The sequence below is a fragment of the Bradyrhizobium sp. 62 genome, assembly GCF_023073035.1.
Taxonomy (GTDB): domain Bacteria; phylum Pseudomonadota; class Alphaproteobacteria; order Rhizobiales; family Xanthobacteraceae; genus Bradyrhizobium.
The window spans coordinates 94,853-112,474 of record NZ_JADPIT010000036.1; the positions used below are offsets into that span (position 1 = coordinate 94,853).

Consider the following 17,622-nt stretch of genomic DNA (forward strand, 5'->3'; position numbering starts at 1 on the left):
TTGCGTCGCCCATCACTTCTTCACCATCGCACATGCCGGGTCCGGCGGGCCGAACGCCTTGTCGCCCGAGATCGTCGTGAGGATCTTGTAATAGTCCCACGGATATTTGCTCTCCTCCGGCGTCTTCACCTGCACCAGCCAGAGGTCGTGCACCATCAGATTGTCCTCGCGCAGTTTGCCGTTGCGGGCGAAGAAATCCTCGATCGGCTTTTCCCGCATCTTGGCTGCGACCTTGAGCGGATCGTCGGTGCCGGTCTCCTTGATGGCGTTGAGATAGTGCATCACGCTCGAATAGACGCCGGCCTGCCACATCGACGGCATCTTGTTCATCTTGGCGAAGTAGCGCTTCGACCATTCGCGGGTCTTGTCGTCCAGGTCCCAATAGAACGAGGTCGTCAGCAACAGCCCTTGCGCTGCCTGCAGGCCGAGGCCGTGGATGTCGGTGATCAGCGCCAGCAGCGCCGCCATCTGCTGGCCGCCCTTGAACACGCCGAACTCGGAGCCGGTCTTGATCTCGTTCATGTTGTTGGGCGGACCCGCCGCGATGCCGATGATCTTGGCCTTGGAGGACTGCGCCTGCAGCACGAACGAGGAGAGGTCGGGCGTTGCCAAGGGTGGCTTCACCGAGCCCAGCACCTTGCCGCCATTGGCGGTCACCACCGCCGAGGCGTCGCGCTCCAGCGAATGGCCGAAGGCATAATCGTCGGTGATGAAGAACCAACTGTCGCCGCCGCGCTTGACCACCGCGTCCGCGGTGCCGACCGCGAGCGCGCGGGTGTCGAACACCCACTGGATCGCATAGGGCGAGCAGAACTTGCCGTGGAAATCCGCGGTGCCGGTGGAGTGGGTGATGAACAGCCGCTTCTTCTCGTTGGCCATGTTCTGCACCGCGAGCCCGACCGCGGAGACCGGCACGTCGACGATCAGATCGACCTGGTCGACGTCGTACCAGCGCCGCGCAATCGCGCCGCCGATGTCGGCCTTGAGCTGGTGGTCGCCGACGACGATGCTGATCGGCTTGCCGAGCACGGTGCCGCCGAAATCGTCGATCGCCATCTGCGCCGCCGTCACCGAGCCCTGGCCGGTCGGCGCCGAGGCCGGACCGTTCATGTCGGTGAGCACGCCGATCTTGACGACGTCGTCGGACACCTGCGCCATTGCAGCGTCCGGCAGCAGCGTTGTCGCCAGGAACGTCGCTGCAACGCCGGCGGCAACCGGCAGACCAAATCTCGTTGGCTTCATGCTTGTCCTCCCCTGATCCGGCGCGTTGGCCGGTGTGCCCTCCGGGTATGGCCCGGCTGAATTGGTTTCTTTTGCAACTATTTGGGGGCGGGCGTCAACGTCAGGCGGCGAAGCGGATTTGTCCGGCCGGCGAGGGATCGTAGCCGGTCAGCTCCCCGGCGCGCTGGAGCAGGCGCTTTTCGCTGAGGAACCGGATCAGGCCCTGCATGGCGGGGCGGAAATAGCTGCGCTGCCGCATCGCGAGGTCGAAGTTCTCCCAGACCAGCGGCACGAAATCGAGGCCGGCCGAGCGCGCCGCCGCACGCGTCGCGATGCCGCAATCGGCCTGTCCCGCGCGGACGATGTCGGCGAGATCCGGCCCGGTCAGAGCGGGCGTCTCGATCCGGCGCAAATCGCGCGTCGAGGCGCCGGCGCGCTTGAGCAGCACATCGAGCAGCATCTGCGCGCCCGTGCCCTGTTGCCGCATCGCCATTCTGGCCTCGAGCGCGAGCACGTCGGAAAGGCCGCGCAGCCGCTTGGGATTGCCAGGCGGCAGCACGAGACCCTGCTCGCGGCGCACGAACGCGACCAGCAATGCATCATGCAGGTCCGGAGCGTCACGCAGGACGGTTGCATTGGCGTCGGCGGCGAGATTGCCGTCGGCATCGAGGCTGTGGAAGTGCACCGCCACGGCCATCACCTCGTCGCGCTGCAAGCGCTCGAGCCCGCGCGCGCTGCCCTCGCTCATCGATCCCAGGCCCGAGCCGGATTCGCGCAGACCCCAATCCAGCAGCTCGTCCGGGCTGCCGCCGACGACCGGCGGCGGCTCAGCGATCAGCATGCCGGCCGGACGCGCCAGCCCGGACAGCACCCAGAGGTCGAGCTCGTGCCGCGGGAAGAGCCACTTTCCGGTCACCTTGGTGCATGGGATCGCGCCGGTGGTGACGAGTTCGTATAGCTTGCGTTCGCCGAGCCGAAGATAGTCGGCGGCCTCGCTGGTCGTCAGGAATTCCATCCTGCATTCCTATGCAAATTCTTGCTTCTTTTTGGTGCTCGACGCAGGTGGAATTCTGCATTTCCAGTTTTGTCCGCCACGACCATGCCCGATCATCTCGCTGCTTTGCAACACATCCCCACGCGCGATCTCTGCTTTGGTGAACGATCCTGAATCGCTCGCGTGGTGCCCATCTTGCAGGCTGTCGCGCGCGCAACTGCAATGGGCATATGCCGCTCCGCGCCTTGCCGAGATTTCCCGAGTCGTCGGCGCCCGACGCGAAGGGTAAAGTCTGTCGCCGGTAGTGGTTTGACCCGCGCTCTATCTATTGTTGTCCGCATCCGACGCTGCAACGAGCAAACGCGTCACGAGTGCGGCGCAATCGATCATCATCATGAGCGCGTCATAGCCAGTAGGGAACCCGATCATGGCCGTCCGCCGCCTCTCCGTTGCACTCGCGCTTCTCTGCGGCCTCGCCGCAGGCGTTGCGGCGTCATCCGCGGAGGAACGCGAGATCGTGCTCGCCACGACCACAGCGACGCAGGAGTCCGGCCTGCTCGATTACCTGCTGCCGATCTTCCGTGACAAGACCGGCATCGACGTCACCGTGATCGCGCGGCGCGCCGACGAGGTGCTCGAGGGGGCACGAAGGGGCGAAGTCGACGTCGTGCTGATGCATGCGCGGCCGCAGGAGGAGAAATTCGTGGCCGACGGTTTTGCCGCGAAGCGCTTCGACGTGATGTACAACGACTATGTGCTGATCGGGCCGAAGAGCGATCCCGCCGGCGTCAAGGGCAAGGACATCGCGACCGCGCTGAAGGCGATCGAGGCCAAGGGCGCGCCGTTCGTGACGCGCGGCGACCGCTCGGGCACGCATGCCGCGGAGCTCGCGCTCTGGATCGTCGCCGGCATCGACATCGCCCGCACCAAGGGCGCCTGGTATCGCGAGGCCAAGCAGGACATGGCTTCCGCCCTCGACGCAGCGCGCGTGGCGAACGCCTATGTGCTGTCCGACCGCGGCAGCTGGATCGCTTTTCGGGAGCGCGGCGATCTCGACATCGTGGTCGAAGGCGACAAGCGTCTGCTCAATCAGTACGGCGTGATGCTGGTGAACCCTTTGAAGTTTCCGAACGTGAAGAAGGAGCTGGGGCAGGACTTCGTCGACTGGCTGATCTCGCCCGACGGACAGGCGGCGATCGCCGGATATAAGGTCGACGGACAGCAGCTGTTCTTCCCCAATGCGGACAAATCGGGCGGCTGACGTTCGTATCGCGAGCGGTTGCCAAACCGGGCGATGCATGATCCATCATGCGCATGACCCAGCGCCTGCCGCCATCGCTGACGCCGCTCGACACCGCGCTCGCCGCGTTGCTGACAGGGCTTGATCCGCTCGCGCCGATGGAGTTGCAGCTGAGCGAAGCGGCCGGCTGCATCGCGGCGGGCAATCCGCTGCTCCCAGCCCGACCGTCTCGTGACGTCGCTGCCGCGGACGGCTGGGCATTGTGCGCCAATGATCTGGTCGGCGCGTCCTCCTATTCACCGCTGCCTCTCGCAACAGCGCCCGCCTGGGTCGATGCCGGCGACGCAATGCCGGCGGGATGCGACTGTGTGCTCGATGCCGACGCGGTCGAGGTGTCTGGTCCGCTCGCCCAGGTGTTGGCGGAGGGCGTGCCGGGGCAGGGCGTCCGGCGCGCTGGAAGTGACATCGACGGACGCACGCCTGCCGCGGCAGAGGGGAATGCGCTTGGTCCTGCCGCTCTGTTGCTCGCGCGTGCCGCCGGACTGGACCGGCTGAGCGTGCGCCGTCCGCGACTGCGCATCATCAATGTACCAGGTGCAACGGTGACCATGCATCTGATTGCGGACATCGCACGCGCCGCAGGACTGGATGTGCAAACGAGCGAGGCCGGTGCGCGCGACGCGGAATCGATCCCGGAGGCGTTCGGGGCGCCCACCTGCGATCTCCTGCTGACGATCGGCGGCAGCGGTGTCGGTCGCAAGGATGCAGCGGTCACGGCGCTGGCCCGGCATGGTGACGTGCTCGCCCATGGTCTTGCGCTCCAGCCCGGACGCTCCGCCGCGATCGGGCGGCTCGGAACGATTCCTGTCGTCGCCTTGCCCGGATCACCGGATCACGCGCTCGCGGTCTGGCTCGCGCTCGTGCTGCCGCTCGTCGACCTTCTGTCGGCTCGGCTGCCACGCCGACAGGTAACCTTGCCGCTCGCGCGAAAAATTGCATCCAGCGTCGGCATCGCCGAAATGGTCCTGCTGGCCGAGGAACATCATGCGTGGGTGCCACTTGCGGTAGGAGAATGGCCGCTCCAGGCAATTGCCCGCGCGGATGCATGGCTGCTTGTTCCCGCCAGTCACGAGGGATTTGCAGCGGGCGCGCCGGTCGATGCCTATCTGATGTGGGAATGATATGGGTTTAGCATGACCATGATCCCGCAATCGCAAGTCCGCAGCGCGCTCGAACAGGAACAGTTCCTCAAAATCCTTTCCCGCGAGGAGGCCCTGGCTCGCTTCGAGGCCGCGCTGTTCCCGCGCGCGCTTCTGAGTGAAATGCGCAAACTCGGTGCTGCGCTCGGTGCGTCGCTCGCTGAAGACATCACTGCGCCAATCGACGTACCGCCGTTCGACCGTTCCAATGTCGACGGCTTCGCGGTGCGCTCAGCGGACCTTGCGACAGCCGGCGAAGGCGCGGCGGTTCGCCTTGGATTGAATGGCGAGACTATTCACTGCGGCACCGTACCGGCGCTGCAAGTCGCTGCGGGAACGGCAACGCCGATTGCCACCGGCGGTCCGCTGCCGCGCGGTGCCGATGCCGTGGTCATGGTCGAGCATACTCAGCCGGCGGGATCCGGTGCGATCGACGTCCGGCGCGCGACCTCGCCCGGGCAATTCATATCCTACGCAGGGTCCGATATCGCGCGCGGCGAGGCGCTGCTGCGCGCCGGCACGATCATCGGCTCGCGCGAGGTCGGCATGCTGGCGGCCTGCGGTCTTGCCGAGGTGCGCGTCGTGCGCAAACCTCGTGTTGCCGTGATCTCCACCGGCGATGAACTGGTTCAGCCGGGCGAGGTGCTCGCGCCTGCTGCGATCTACGACACCAACGGCGCGATCGTCACTGCTGCGATCGAGGAGAACGGCGGAGAGGCGGTTTTCCTCGGTGCCATTTCCGACGACGAAGCCCAGCTCGAAGCTGCCATGCGGCGTGCGCTGGCGGACGCCGACATGCTGGTGCTCTCCGGCGGTACGTCGAAAGGCGCGGGCGATCTGTCTCATCGCATCATCGGCCGGCTCGGCCAGCCCGGCATCATCGCGCATGGCATTGCGCTCAAGCCCGGCAAGCCGCTGTGTCTTGCGGTGTGCGACGGCAAGCCGGTGGTGATCCTTCCGGGTTTTCCGACCTCGGCGATGTTCACCTTTCACGACATGATCGTGCCGGTGCTTCGCAAGATGGCCGGAATGCCGCCGCGTTCTGATGCCAGGGTGAGCGCGACCGTGCCGGTGCGCATTGCTTCCGAGCTCGGCCGCACAGAATTCGTCATGGTCTCGCTGGTCGATGGCAAGGACGGCTTGATCGCCTATCCCTCTGGCAAGGGGTCTGGTGCGATCACCTCGTTCGCGCAGGCTGACGGTTTTCTGCGCATCGACGCGCTCGCCGACCAGATGCCGGCCGGGAGCCAAGCCGAAGTGACGCTTTTCACGCCGAATGTGCGGGTGCCCGATCTCGTCATCGTCGGCAGCCATTGCACCGGCCTCGATCTCGTCACGGCGCAACTCGCGCATGGCGGCCTGAGCGTGCGCTCGATCGCGGTCGGCAGTCTCGGCGGACTTGCGGCGGCACGGCGCGGCGAATGCGATCTGGCGCCGATCCATCTGTTCGACGACAAGAGCGAGACTTACAATACGCCTTACCTCGTCGAAGGGCTCGAGCTCGTGCCAGGCTGGCGGCGGATGCAGGGCATCGTGTTTCGCAAGGGCGACAAGCGTTTCGAAGGCCACAGCGCGAAGGACGCCGTCGTCGCGGCGCTCGCTGATTCCTCCTGCATCATGGTCAACCGCAACCAGGGCGCCGGCACGCGCATCCTGATCGAGCGGTTGCTCGGTGGCGCGCGCCCGGAAGGCTACTGGAACCAGCCACGCTCGCACAACGCGGTGGCCGCGGCGGTCGCACAGCACCGCGTCGACTGGGGCGTGACCATTGCGCCGGTCGCCCATGCGGTCGGCCTCGGTTTCATTCCGCTCGCGGAGGAACATTATGACTTCGCGTTGGTGACGGCGCGCAAGCAGCGTCCTGCGGTACAGGCCTTTCTCGCCGCACTCGGTTCGGACGAAGCGCGCGCCGCGCTGGAGCGGGCCGGATTCCGGCCGGCGTAGAGCTTGGTTAGGACGCCGCATCCAGTGCGGCCAGCCGCTCGGCTTCCGCGATATCCTCGACCGTGTTGGCATTGAAGAACGGATCGAGCGGCTCCGTCGGCCACGTCACCGTCGCGAGCGGATAGCGTGCGGTCCAGCGGTCAATCTTGCGGAGATCCTCGACCACCAGCGCGTGACGCAGTTCGTCGCGCAAGCCAACCCGCCACAAGCCGATCACCGGATGCGACTGGCCACCTGACGCCGCAACGGCGAGCTCGGCATTCGCCGCGATGCGTTCTTCATGCAAGCGCGCGATCAAATTTCGCGGCAGGAACGGACAGTCGCCGGCGGCACTGAGCACCCATTCCACCTCAGGCCGGTTCGCCGCGGTCCAGTCGAGCGCGGCAAGGATGCCGGCGAGCGGACCGGGAAAGCCGGGCACGTCGTCGGCAACGACCTGCAACTTGAACGGAGCGAAGCGGTCGGGATCGCCGTTGGCATTGAGGATCAGGCCGCTGCATTGCGGCTTCAGGCGTGCGATTACGCGTTCCAGGATGGTGCGGCCGGCGATGGTGCGCATCGGCTTGTCGCCGCCGCCCATACGCCGCGCGAGGCCGCCGGCGAGCAGCACGCCTTGCGTGGTCGGAAAGCTAATCGTCACCACTTTCACCCTTGCGCTTGTGCTTGGCCGATTCCTCCTCGACATAAGCGAGGTTCTGGTCGTAGACGATGCGTTCTGCCCCCGACAACGCGATGAACCGTTTGCCGCGTGCGCGGCCGACCAGGGTCAAGCCCACCTGCCGGGCGAGATCGACGCCCCAGGCGGTGAAGCCGGAGCGCGACACCAAAATCGGAATTCCCATGCGGACAGTCTTGATCACCATCTCGGAGGTGAGCCGTCCGGTGGTATAAAGGATCTTGTCGGATGCATCGACGCCGTGGCGGTACATCCAGCCTGCGATCTTGTCGACGGCGTTGTGACGGCCGACATCCTCGGTGTAGCAGAGCGGCTCGCCCTCTCTGCACAGCACGCAGCCGTGGATCGCGCCGGCCTCCAGATAGAGCGAGGGCATGGTGTTGATGGTCTGGGTCATCTGGTAGAGCCAGGAGGTACGCAGCTCCGCCTTCGGCAACGCGACGCTCTCGACCGCCTCCAGCAGATCGCCGAAGGCGGTGCCCTGCGCGCAGCCCGATGTCTGCGTGCGCTTCTTCAGCTTGGCTTCGAAATTGGTGTGGTGCTCGGTGCGCACCACCACCACCTGCAGGTCGTCGTCGTATTCGACCTCGGTGACCGCGTCATTATACTTCAGCATATTCTGGTTGAGCAAATAGCCCAGCGCCAGATACTCCGGATAGTCGCCGATCGTCATCATGGTGACGATCTCCTGCGAATTCAAGTAGAGCGTCAGGGGGCGCTCCACCGGCACCTTGATCTCGATCCTGGCGCCGGACTGGTCGGTCCCGGTCACGCTCTCGGTGAGACGCGGGTCGTCGGTGTCAGGGACGATCAGGGGCGGCGGAGCGGTGTCGATCTTCATCATGGCCGCGACGTTAGCATGACATTCGGGTCAAGCCGATATAAGCATGGCGGTGGAAAGCGAAAATGTCTCTTCTCGTCATTGCGAGCGCAGCGAAGCAATCCAGCTATTTCCGCGGCACGGATTCTGGATTGCTTCGCTGCGCTCGCCGCAGGCCTGGATTGCTTCGCTTCGCTCGCAATGCGAGACGGGCGGTTCCAGCCCCGCAATGCGGCTGGCGGAGATCACATTGCAATGAAAGTCATCGGCCTTGCAGGCTGGAGCGGTGCGGGCAAGACCACGTTGTTGACGCGGCTGATCCCGCATTTCCATGCGCTTGGCTTGCGCGTCTCTGTCATCAAGCATGCGCATCACCAGTTCGACGTCGACGTGCCCGGCAAGGATTCCTGGCGCCATCGCGAGGCCGGCGCGGCCGAGGTGCTGGTTGCTTCGTCAAATCGCTGGGCGCTGATGCACGAATTGCGCGGAGCGGCGGAGCCGCGTCTGCCGGAACTGTTGAGCAAATTGTCGGCCGTCGATCTCGTCGTTGTCGAGGGTTTCAAGCGCGAGCCGCATCGCAAGATCGAGGTGCATCGCGCCGCCAACGACAAGCCGTTGCTGTTTCCCGATGATCCCGGAATTTTCGGGATCGCGGCCGATGTCGCCATTGAAACCCGACTGCCGACCGTCCATCTCGACGATATCGCCGCGGCCGCGGAATTGCTGCTGCGCGCGGCGATGCCGGTCGAGGAAGCGGTCGCGAAAAGCCCCGCGATGCGCTGACGAGGCACCATGGCGCAACTGTCGGACGATTGTTTTGCCTTCGGCGGACCGATGATGTCGGTCGACGAGGCCGTTGGTCTGATCACGACGCGCGTCAACGCGATTGTCGATCTCGAAGCCGTGGCGCTCATCGATGCCGATGGGCGCGTGCTGGCTCGAGATATCGCGGCGCCGCTGCCGTTGCCGCCCTTCACCAATTCCGCTGTTGACGGTTACGCCGTGCGCAACGCAGATCTTTCTGATAGCGCCGAGCGGGCACTCCCGCTCGACGGCCGCATCCAGGCCGGCGGTCTGGCGTTGGCGCCGATCAAGGCCGGCCACACCGCGCGCATTTTCACCGGCGCGCCGATGCCGCCGGATGCCGAAACCGTCTTCATGCAGGAAGACGTCCGCGTCGACGATGCCGGCCGAATTGTGCTGCCGCCGGGGCTGAAGCCGGGTGCGAATGTCCGCCCTGCGGGAGAGGACATTCCCCAGGGCCACATTGCGCTGCGCGCAGGCCAGCGCTTGCTGCCGCAGCATGTCGCGCTCGCGGCGGCGTTCGGCCTGGTCAGGCTCGACGTCGTCAGGCGTATCCGCGTCGCGGTGTTCTCGACCGGTGACGAACTGGCCTCGCCCGGCGAGCCGCGCGCGGCCTCGCAGCTGTTCGACTCCAACCGCTTCATGCTGATGGCGATGCTGCGCCGGCTCGGCTGCGACGTCAGCGATCTCGGCATTTTGCGCGACGAACGTATCTCGCTTGCGAATGGCCTCAAGCAAGTCGCCGGCACGCACGATCTGATCCTCACCACCGGCGGCGTATCGACCGGGGAAGAGGATCACGTCAAGGCGGCAGTCGAGAGCATCGGCTCGCTGGTGTTGTGGCGGATGGCGATCAAGCCGGGACGGCCCGTGGCGATGGGCATCATCGAGGGCACGCCGCTGATCGGATTGCCGGGCAATCCCGTCGCGAGTTTCGTCACCTTCGTGCATGTGGTGCGGCCGACGGTGCTGGCGCTTGCGGGCAGCCTGCAGGCGCCGCCGTTGCCGATCCCGGTGCGCGCGGCGTTCACCTACAAGAAGAAGGCGGGGCGTCGCGAGTATGTTCGCGCCTCCTTGCGGCGCATGCAGGACGGCGCACTCGAGGCAATCAAGTTTCCACGCGAGGGCGCGGGGCTGTTGTCCTCTCTGGTCGACACCGACGGCCTCATCGAGCTCGATGAGGAGGTTACGCGTGTCGAGCCGGGGCAGAGCGTGGGTTTCTTGTCCTATGCCGATTTGCTCTGAGTCTGAGTGCTATGTTGGCGCTGCCCAAACGTTGACGCCATCGACCCCTCCCGCCATGTTGCGCCGATGACCAGAATGACGCTCGATCTCACCGGATTGAAATGCCCGCTGCCCGCCCTGAAGACGCGCAAAGCGCTGAAGCCGTTGCAGCCGGGCGATCAGCTCGAAGTGTACTGCACCGATCCCCTGTCGGTGATTGACATTCCGAACCTGATCCGAGAGACCGGCGACACGGTGGAGATCACCGAGCGCAACGACGCGCGTATCGTGTTCTTGATTGAGAAGGCCAATCGATCGATAGAAAATTTCAATGGTGCGCCGCCCACTTAGCCGGCGGTCACTCGGTTGATACCTACCTTTTGTCTATCGACATCGATCACCACTTCTGCCCCAATTGAGTTCCTCCGCCGAGACGCGGAGGTCGAGTCTTGCCTGCGATATGCGGAGCAAATGGGCCATCGAAAGAAGCCCGGCCGTGGCGTCGGGCATAGCCCCCGATGTTAGGGGTTTAACGTCTCGGATGCGCGTGACGATCCTGGCGCGCGTCGATCATTGTGCGGAGCAGCAGGGACAAAGGCTGCGCTGCAGGCTGAGGAACAGGACCGTCGTGGCAGGCCGTTCAGAAGGGCGGCTTCAGGGGAGGAATGCATGTCTACCATCGAGAGCGCTGGAACACTTTCGGGTGCCGGCGCAGGTTTTCTGGATCGCGAGCGGACCATCGCGACCGCGGGGTTCAATCGCTGGCTGGTGCCACCGGCCGCTTTGTGCATCCATCTCTGCATCGGCATGGCCTACGGCTTCTCGGTCTTCTGGCTGCCGCTGTCGCGCGCGATCGGAGTGACCGCGCCGAAGGCGTGCGCAGAGATGTCGCTGTTTCAGGAGCTGTTCACGACCAGCTGCGACTGGAAGGTCGCCAGCATGGGATGGATGTACACGCTCTTTTTCGTGCTGCTCGGTATCGCGGCTGCGGTCTGGGGCGGCTGGCTGGAGCGCGTGGGCCCGCGCAAGGCCGGCTTCGTCTCGGCACTGTGCTGGTGCGGCGGCCTCTTCTTGGGTGCGATCGGGGTTTACACTCATCAGCTCTGGTTGTTGTGGCTGGGTTCGGGCGTGATCGGCGGCATCGGTCTCGGCCTTGGCTATATCTCGCCGGTGTCAACGCTGGTGAAATGGTTCCCGGACCGCCGCGGCATGGCGACCGGCATGGCCATCATGGGCTTCGGCGGTGGCGCCATGATCGGCGCACCGTTGGCGAACCTGTTGATGAACTACTTCAAGACCCCGACCTCGGTCGGCGTCTGGGAGACCTTCGTCACGATGGGCATCATCTACTTCGTGTTCATGATGATCGGCGCGTTCCGCTATCGTTTGCCGCCGCCCGGCTGGCAGCCCGAGGGCTGGACCGCGCCGTCGAAGGCCAACGCGATGATCTCGAAGGCCAATGTCCATCTCAACGACGCGCACAAGACGCCGCAGTTCTGGCTGATCTGGTGGGTGCTGTGCCTGAACGTGTCGGCCGGCATCGGCGTGATCGGCATGGCCTCGCCGATGCTCCAGGAGATCTTCGCCGGCAAGTTGATCGGCCTGCCTAGCGTCGGCTTCAACGCGCTTGATGCGGGACAGAAGGCGCAGATCGCCGCGATCGCCGCGGGCTTCGCCGGATTGCTGTCGCTGTTCAACATCGGCGGCCGCTTCTTCTGGGCATCGCTGTCGGACAAGATCGGGCGCAAGAATACTTACTATACGTTCTTCATCCTCGGCATCGTGCTCTACGCGCTGGCGCCGACTTTTGCGGCGATGGGTTCGAAGCTGCTGTTCGTGCTTGGCTTCGGCATCATCCTGTCGATGTATGGCGGCGGCTTCGCCACCGTGCCGGCCTACCTCGCCGACATGTTCGGAACCCAGTTCGTCGGCGCCATCCATGGCCGGCTGCTGACGGCGTGGTCCACCGCGGGCATCATCGGCCCCGTCGTCGTCAACTACATCCGCGAGTTCCAACTCGCGGCAGGCGTGCCACGCGACCAGCTCTACAACACCACCATGTACATCCTGTGCGCCATGCTGATCGCGGGCCTGATTTGCAACTACCTGATCAAGCCGGTCGATTCGAAATGGCACATGAAGGAGGCTGATGTCGCCAAGTTGCAGGCGGCAAGCGCCAACGCCGCCGCCGCGGGGCCGCACGGCTCCTACGGCATCGGATTTGGCGGGCTTGACGCCAAGGCGGCGCTGTTCTGGGCCTTCGTCGGCGTCCCCCTGCTTTGGGGTGTCTGGAAGACGTTGGAGAGCGCGGTCAAAATCTTCTGATCCGCCGTTGAAACAGAAGCGGGATGCTCATCAGGCGTTCCGCTTCGTTGGCCTTCAGACATCATCAAGAATGGGACTTAGGGGGATTGAAATGATTCGCACCCGAACTTGCCTTCGAATTGGCCTTGCGGCCGTGTTGCTCGTCGCTGGCCTTCATGCCGCATCCGCGCAGACGACAACGACACCGGCGGCGCCTGCTGCAACGACCGAAGCCAAGCCTGGCAAGATGAAACTCACCATGCAAAAGCTGAAAGACATGAAGGCGAAATGGGCAGCCAACAAGCCGAAGCTGAAAGCCTGCCGCGCCGACGTGAAGGCCAAGGGCCTCGCCGGCGATGACCGCTGGTTCTACATCGAAGAGTGCATGAGCAAGACCTGAGATCGGGTTCCGTTTGGCTCACGCGTAAAGTGGCATGGCGGGCAACCGCCCCGCCTCCTAAATCATTCTAGAGTCGCTCTAAATTGTCTTGCATCTGGCATGCCAGAGACTAGAGTTGCGTCGAATTTAGCTTGGTCGGCGGGACGCAGGAGCCGTGGTTCCGCTGATCGAATTGGGAAACGAAGGCTGATCGCTTTGGCGATCCGGCCTAAACTCATCACGCATTTGAAGAGAACGCGACGTCTCCATGAGCAGCAACGACGACGTTCACAAGGTTCGCGAGTTCGAACATCCCGGCCAGGGACGGAAGCGCGCCAAGTCCACGCCCAAGGGGCGGCAGGTTGATCCCACCGCCGCGCACGAGATCGAGCAGCTGCTCGGCGACAGGCCGCGGCGGCGCGACCTGTTGATCGAATATCTGCATCTGATCCAAGACAAGTACCGCCAAATCTCGGCCGCGCATCTCGCCGCGCTCGCCGACGAGATGAAGCTCGCGTTCGCCGAGGTGTTCGAGACCGCAACCTTCTATGCGCATTTCGACGTGGTGAAGGAAGGCGAGCCCGATATCGCGCCGCTGACGATCCGCGTCTGCGATTCGCTGACCTGCGCGATGCTCGGCGGGGAGAAGCTGCTCGCCGATTTGCAGGACGCGTCCGGTCCCGGCATCCGCGTGGTGCGTGCGCCCTGCGTCGGTCGTTGCGACACGGCGCCGGCCGCGGAAGTCGGACACAACTTTGTTGACCATGCGACGGTCGCCAGTGTCACGGCGGCGGCGAAGGCTGGCGACACCCACGCGCATCTGCCCGAATATATCGGCTATGAGGCCTATGTCGCCGGCGGCGGCTACAAGCTGCTCAATCGCCTGCGCTCCGGCGAGCTAGCGACGGACGACCTGCTGAAGGCACTCGACGACGCCTCGTTGCGCGGTCTCGGCGGCGCTGGATTCCCCACGGGCCGCAAATGGCGTGCGGTGCTTGGTGAACCAGGCCCGCGGCTGATGGCGATCAACGGCGATGAAGGCGAGCCCGGCACGTTCAAGGATCGCGTCTATCTCGAGAGCGATCCGCACCGCTTCCTCGAGGGCATGCTGATCGGTGCGCACGTGGTGCAGGCCTCGGATATCTACATTTACCTCCGCGACGAATATCCGGCCTCACGCGAAATCCTCGAACGCGAGATCGCAAAGCTGCCGCCGGGCGGTCCGACGCTGCACATGCGCCGCGGCGCCGGCGCCTATATATGCGGCGAGGAATCCTCGCTGCTCGAAAGCATCGAGGGCAAGCGCGGCCTGCCCCGGCACAAGCCGCCTTACCCATTCCAGGTCGGCCTGTTCGGCCTGCCGACGTTGATCAACAACATCGAGACCTTGTGGTGGGTGCGTGACATCGTCGAGAAGGGTGCCGACTGGTGGAAGGGCCACGGTCGCCATGAGCGTCACGGCCTGCGCAGCTTCTCGGTCTCGGGCCGCGTCAAGAATCCCGGCATGAAGCTCGCGCCTGCTGGCATCACCGTGCGCGAGCTGATCGAGGAATATTGCGGCGGCATGGCCGACGGCCATCAGTTCTATGCGTACCTGCCGGGTGGTGCGTCCGGCGGCATCCTGCCGGCGGCGATGGACGACATCCCGCTCGATTTCGGCACGCTTGAAAAATACGGCTGCTTCATCGGCTCTGCCGCGATCGTGATCCTGTCGCAGAAGGACAGCGTGCGCGCGGCCGCGTTGAACCTGATGAAGTTCTTCGAGGACGAGAGCTGCGGCCAGTGCACGCCGTGTCGCGTCGGAACCCAGAAGGCCGCACTGCTGATGCAGCAACCGGTCTGGAACCGCGCTCTCCTGGACGAATTGAGCCAGGCGATGCGCGATGCCTCGATCTGCGGGCTTGGACAGGCGGCATCGAATCCGCTGTCCACTGTGATCAAATATTTCCCTGACGAGTTCAAGGAAGCGGCCGAATGACGAAGATTACGTTCGAGCTCGACGGCAAGCAGGTCGAGGCCAATGCAGGCGAGACGATCTGGCAAGTTGCAAAACGTCAGGGCCGCGAGATTCCGCATCTGTGCTATTCGCCCGCGCCCGACTATCGCCCCGACGGCAATTGCCGCGCCTGCATGGTCGAGATCGAGGGCGAGCGTGTGCTCGCGGCGTCCTGCAAGCGCACGCCATCGGTCGGCATGAAGGTGAAGACCGAGAGCGCGCGCGCTGTTTCCGCGCAAAAAATGGTCATGGAGCTGCTGGTCGCCGATCAGCCGGCGCGCGAGACCTCGCACGATCCGGAGTCCAAATTCTGGCACTGGGCCGAAACCACTGGGGTCACCGAGAGCCGCTTCCCCGCCGCAGAGCGTTGGGCGACCGACGCCAGCCATCCGGCGATGCGCGTCAATCTCGATGCCTGCATCCAGTGCGGACTGTGCGTGCGCGCCTGCCGCGAGGTCCAGGTCAACGACGTCATCGGCATGGCCTATCGCAGCCACGGCTCGAAAATCGTGTTCGATTTCGACGATCCCATGGGCGAGTCCACCTGCGTCGCCTGCGGCGAATGCGTGCAGGCCTGTCCGACCGGAGCGCTGATGCCGGCCGTGATGCTGGATGAGGCGCAAACCCGTGTCGTCTATGCCGACAAGAAGGTGGATTCGCTCTGCCCGTTCTGCGGCGTCGGCTGCCAGGTGACCTATGAGGTCAAGGACGAGAAGGTGATCTATGCCGAGGGGCGCGATGGCCCGGCCAATCACAACCGCCTTTGCGTCAAGGGCCGCTTCGGCTTCGACTACATCCACCATCCGCATCGCCTGACCAAGCCGCTGGTGCGGCTGCCGAACGCGAAGAAGGATTCCAACGACCAGGTCGATCCAGCCAATCCCTTCACACATTTCCGCGAAGCGAGCTGGGAAGAAGCGCTCGACATCGCGGCCAAGGGCCTCGTCAAGATCCGCGACGAGAAGGGCGTGAAGGCGCTGGCCGGCTTCGGTTCGGCGAAGGGTTCGAACGAGGAGGCCTATCTGTTCCAGAAGCTGGTGCGTACCGGCTTCGGCTCCAACAACGTCGACCATTGCACCCGTCTGTGCCACGCCTCGTCGGTCGCGGCGCTGTTCGAAGGCCTGAGCTCGGGCGCGGTGTCCGCGCCGTTCTCGGCTGCGATGGACGCCGAGGTCATCATCGTGATCGGCGCCAACCCGACCGTGAACCATCCGGTCGCGGCAACCTTCATCAAGAACGCGGTCAAGCAGAACGGCGCAAAGCTGTTCGTCATGGACCCGCGCCGGCAGACGCTGTCGCGCCATGCGACCAAGCATCTGCAGTTCAAGCCGGGGTCCGACGTCGCCATGCTGAACGCGATGATCCACACGATCATCACGGAAGGTTTGACCGACGATCAGTACATCGCCGGCTACACCGAGGGGTTCGAGGACCTTAAGGAGAAGATAAAGGAGTTCACCCCGGAGAAGATGGAGCCGATCTGCGGCGTGCCGGCGCAGACCCTGCGTGAGGTCGCGCGAACCTATGCGCGGGCAAAATCGTCGATCATCTTCTGGGGCATGGGCATCAGCCAGCATGTCCACGGCACCGACAATGCGCGCTGCCTGATTGCGCTGGCGCTGATCACCGGCCAGGTCGGTCGTCCCGGCACCGGCCTGCATCCACTGCGCGGCCAGAACAACGTGCAGGGCGCTTCCGATGCCGGCCTGATCCCGATGTTCCTGCCGGACTATCAGCCGGTCGGCCGCGACGACATGCGCGGTGCCTTCGAGAAGCTGTGGGGCCAGGATCTCGATCCCGTGCGCGGCCTGACCGTGGTCGAGATCATGAACGCGATTCACGCGGGCGAGATCACGGGCATGTATATCGAGGGCGAGAACCCCGCGATGTCCGACCCCGATCTCCAGCACGCGCGTCAGGCTCTCGCCATGCTCGATCATCTCGTGGTGCAGGATCTCTTCGTCACCGAGACCGCGTTCCACGCCGACGTCATCCTGCCGGCCTCGGCGTTTGCCGAAAAGGAAGGCTCCTTCACCAACACCGATCGCCGCGTGCAGCTCGCGCGCCAGGTAATCAAGCCGCCGGGCGATGCGCGGCAAGATCTCTGGATCATCCAGGAGATCGGCAAGCGCATGGGCCTGCCGTGGAATTATGCCGGTCCCGGCGATGTCTTCTCCGAGATGGCCGAGCTGATGCCGTCGTTGAAGAACATCACCTGGGAGCGGCTGGTCCGCGAGGGCGCGGTCACCTATCCCGTCGATGGTCCCGACATGCCCGGCAACGAGATCATCTTCACCACGGGCTTCCCGACCGCGAGCGGCCGCGGCAAGATCGTTCCGGCTCACGTGATCCCGCCGGACGAGATCCCCGACGCCGAATATCCGATGGTGCTCTCGACCGGCCGCGTGCTGGAGCATTGGCACACCGGCTCCATGACCCGCCGCGCGCAGGTGCTCGACCAGATCGAGCCCGAGGCGGTCGCATTCATGTCGCCAAAGGACATGCACAGGAAGAAGCTCGCGCCCGGCGATTTCATTCGGCTCGAGACCCGCCGCGGCGCGGTCGAGGTCAAGGTCCGCTCCGACCGCGACGTTCCCGAGAATATGGTCTTCATGCCGTTTTGCTACGCGGAAGCGGCGGCGAATTTGTTGACCAACCCGGCGCTCGATCCGTTCGGCAAGATCCCGGAATTCAAGTTCTGCGCGGCCAGGGCCGAGCGCGCCGAAATGCGCGACGCGGCGGAGTAGGACGGCGGCGGTCGTTAGGCGGCTGGGATCCATCCAACACCCCGGCGTCGTCCTGGCGAATGCCAGGACCCATA

General features: G+C 64.7%; 15 protein-coding genes. 11 read left to right on the forward strand and 4 right to left on the reverse strand.

Translation table 11 applies throughout. The features are described 5' to 3' along the window. Window positions 1-12: 12 nt before the first annotated feature. Both IVB47_RS35090 and IVB47_RS35095 read right to left on the reverse strand, forming a co-directional pair. Window positions 13-1,242, reverse strand: a complete 1,230-nt coding sequence (locus tag IVB47_RS35090) for an ABC transporter substrate-binding protein (RefSeq protein WP_247468532.1) — start codon at window positions 1,240-1,242, stop codon at window positions 13-15. Window positions 1,243-1,342: 100 nt separating this feature from the next. Then, window positions 1,343-2,236 (reverse strand): helix-turn-helix transcriptional regulator, encoded by an 894-nt coding sequence (locus IVB47_RS35095; protein ID WP_247468535.1) that lies wholly within the window; start codon window positions 2,234-2,236, stop codon window positions 1,343-1,345. Window positions 2,237-2,642: 406 nt separating this feature from the next. Between IVB47_RS35095 and IVB47_RS35100 the strand changes: the two genes are divergently transcribed. Genes IVB47_RS35100 through IVB47_RS35110 form a run of 3 tightly spaced genes read left to right on the forward strand, consistent with a single transcriptional unit; the run spans window position 2,643 to window position 6,598 of the window. Further along, window positions 2,643-3,476, forward strand: coding sequence for a substrate-binding domain-containing protein (locus tag IVB47_RS35100; RefSeq protein WP_247468539.1), 834 nt, complete (start codon window positions 2,643-2,645; stop codon window positions 3,474-3,476). Between the two features lie 53 nt (window positions 3,477-3,529). After that, on the forward strand, window positions 3,530-4,636 hold the full coding sequence (locus IVB47_RS35105) for a molybdopterin-binding protein (RefSeq protein WP_247468632.1): 1,107 nt from the start codon (window positions 3,530-3,532) through the stop codon (window positions 4,634-4,636). 12 nt (window positions 4,637-4,648) lie between these two features. Continuing rightward, window positions 4,649-6,598, forward strand: coding sequence for a molybdopterin biosynthesis protein (locus tag IVB47_RS35110; protein WP_247468541.1), 1,950 nt, complete (start codon window positions 4,649-4,651; stop codon window positions 6,596-6,598). Window positions 6,599-6,605: 7 nt separating this feature from the next. Here IVB47_RS35110 and mobA read toward each other — a convergent pair whose 3' ends face one another. Together mobA and fdhD are read right to left on the reverse strand one after the other, a co-directional pair. Further along, entirely contained in the window at window positions 6,606-7,283 is a 678-nt protein-coding gene (gene mobA, locus IVB47_RS35115) for a molybdenum cofactor guanylyltransferase MobA (RefSeq protein WP_247468543.1), read from the reverse strand. Continuing rightward, entirely contained in the window at window positions 7,228-8,118 is an 891-nt protein-coding gene (gene fdhD, locus IVB47_RS35120; RefSeq protein ID WP_247468545.1) for a formate dehydrogenase accessory sulfurtransferase FdhD, read from the reverse strand. Before fdhD ends, mobA begins: the two co-directional genes overlap by 56 nt. Window positions 8,119-8,161: 43 nt before the next feature. On the opposite strand from fdhD, the gene IVB47_RS35125 reads away from it, so the two are divergent. The 8 genes from IVB47_RS35125 (at window position 8,162) to fdhF (ending at window position 17,548) form a co-directional block, all read left to right on the forward strand. Continuing rightward, the gene (locus IVB47_RS35125; protein WP_247468547.1) at window positions 8,162-8,353 is read left to right on the forward strand and encodes a hypothetical protein; all 192 of its coding nucleotides are present in this window, start codon (window positions 8,162-8,164) and stop codon (window positions 8,351-8,353) included. Further along, a complete protein-coding gene (gene mobB / locus IVB47_RS35130) occupies window positions 8,350-8,877 on the forward strand; it encodes a molybdopterin-guanine dinucleotide biosynthesis protein B (protein ID WP_247468549.1) in 528 nt (175 codons plus the stop codon). Before IVB47_RS35125 ends, mobB begins: the two co-directional genes overlap by 4 nt. A gap of 9 nt (window positions 8,878-8,886) precedes the next feature. Continuing rightward, window positions 8,887-10,143, forward strand: coding sequence for a gephyrin-like molybdotransferase Glp (gene glp / locus IVB47_RS35135; protein ID WP_247468552.1), 1,257 nt, complete (start codon window positions 8,887-8,889; stop codon window positions 10,141-10,143). Window positions 10,144-10,209: 66 nt separating this feature from the next. Beyond that, entirely contained in the window at window positions 10,210-10,473 is a 264-nt protein-coding gene (locus IVB47_RS35140; protein WP_247468554.1) for a sulfurtransferase TusA family protein, read from the forward strand. 318 nt (window positions 10,474-10,791) lie between these two features. Continuing rightward, entirely contained in the window at window positions 10,792-12,447 is a 1,656-nt protein-coding gene (locus IVB47_RS35145; protein WP_027567851.1) for an OFA family MFS transporter, read from the forward strand. A gap of 91 nt (window positions 12,448-12,538) precedes the next feature. Beyond that, window positions 12,539-12,826: a hypothetical protein gene (locus IVB47_RS35150; RefSeq protein ID WP_027567852.1), complete on the forward strand. Its 288-nt coding sequence runs from the start codon at window positions 12,539-12,541 to the stop codon at window positions 12,824-12,826. A gap of 247 nt (window positions 12,827-13,073) precedes the next feature. Next, window positions 13,074-14,783 carry an NADH-ubiquinone oxidoreductase-F iron-sulfur binding region domain-containing protein gene (locus IVB47_RS35155; protein WP_247468557.1) on the forward strand — a complete coding sequence of 570 codons (1,710 nt, stop codon included), beginning with the start codon at window positions 13,074-13,076 and terminating at the stop codon, window positions 14,781-14,783. Then, the gene (gene fdhF, locus IVB47_RS35160; RefSeq protein WP_247468560.1) at window positions 14,780-17,548 is read left to right on the forward strand and encodes a formate dehydrogenase subunit alpha; all 2,769 of its coding nucleotides are present in this window, start codon (window positions 14,780-14,782) and stop codon (window positions 17,546-17,548) included. Before IVB47_RS35155 ends, fdhF begins: the two co-directional genes overlap by 4 nt. Window positions 17,549-17,622: the final 74 nt, after the last annotated feature.

Bases quoted from the DNA above. Each gene is read 5' to 3' on its own strand.
- IVB47_RS35155 (WP_247468557.1), top strand. From the start codon at position 13,074: ATGAGCAGCAACGACGACGTTCACAAGGTTCGCGAGTTCGAACATCCC.
- fdhF (WP_247468560.1), top strand. From the start codon at position 14,780: ATGACGAAGATTACGTTCGAGCTCGACGGCAAGCAGGTCGAGGCCAAT.
- fdhD (WP_247468545.1), bottom strand. From the start codon at position 8,118: ATGATGAAGATCGACACCGCTCCGCCGCCCCTGATCGTCCCTGACACC.
- IVB47_RS35100 (WP_247468539.1), top strand. From the start codon at position 2,643: ATGGCCGTCCGCCGCCTCTCCGTTGCACTCGCGCTTCTCTGCGGCCTC.
- IVB47_RS35140 (WP_247468554.1), top strand. From the start codon at position 10,210: ATGACCAGAATGACGCTCGATCTCACCGGATTGAAATGCCCGCTGCCC.
- IVB47_RS35090 (WP_247468532.1), bottom strand. From the start codon at position 1,242: ATGAAGCCAACGAGATTTGGTCTGCCGGTTGCCGCCGGCGTTGCAGCG.
- IVB47_RS35150 (WP_027567852.1), top strand. From the start codon at position 12,539: ATGATTCGCACCCGAACTTGCCTTCGAATTGGCCTTGCGGCCGTGTTG.
- IVB47_RS35110 (WP_247468541.1), top strand. From the start codon at position 4,649: ATGACCATGATCCCGCAATCGCAAGTCCGCAGCGCGCTCGAACAGGAA.
- IVB47_RS35125 (WP_247468547.1), top strand. From the start codon at position 8,162: ATGGCGGTGGAAAGCGAAAATGTCTCTTCTCGTCATTGCGAGCGCAGC.
- IVB47_RS35105 (WP_247468632.1), top strand. From the start codon at position 3,530: ATGACCCAGCGCCTGCCGCCATCGCTGACGCCGCTCGACACCGCGCTC.
- mobA (WP_247468543.1), bottom strand. From the start codon at position 7,283: ATGTCGAGGAGGAATCGGCCAAGCACAAGCGCAAGGGTGAAAGTGGTG.
- IVB47_RS35095 (WP_247468535.1), bottom strand. From the start codon at position 2,236: ATGGAATTCCTGACGACCAGCGAGGCCGCCGACTATCTTCGGCTCGGC.
- glp (WP_247468552.1), top strand. From the start codon at position 8,887: ATGGCGCAACTGTCGGACGATTGTTTTGCCTTCGGCGGACCGATGATG.
- IVB47_RS35145 (WP_027567851.1), top strand. From the start codon at position 10,792: ATGTCTACCATCGAGAGCGCTGGAACACTTTCGGGTGCCGGCGCAGGT.
- mobB (WP_247468549.1), top strand. From the start codon at position 8,350: ATGAAAGTCATCGGCCTTGCAGGCTGGAGCGGTGCGGGCAAGACCACG.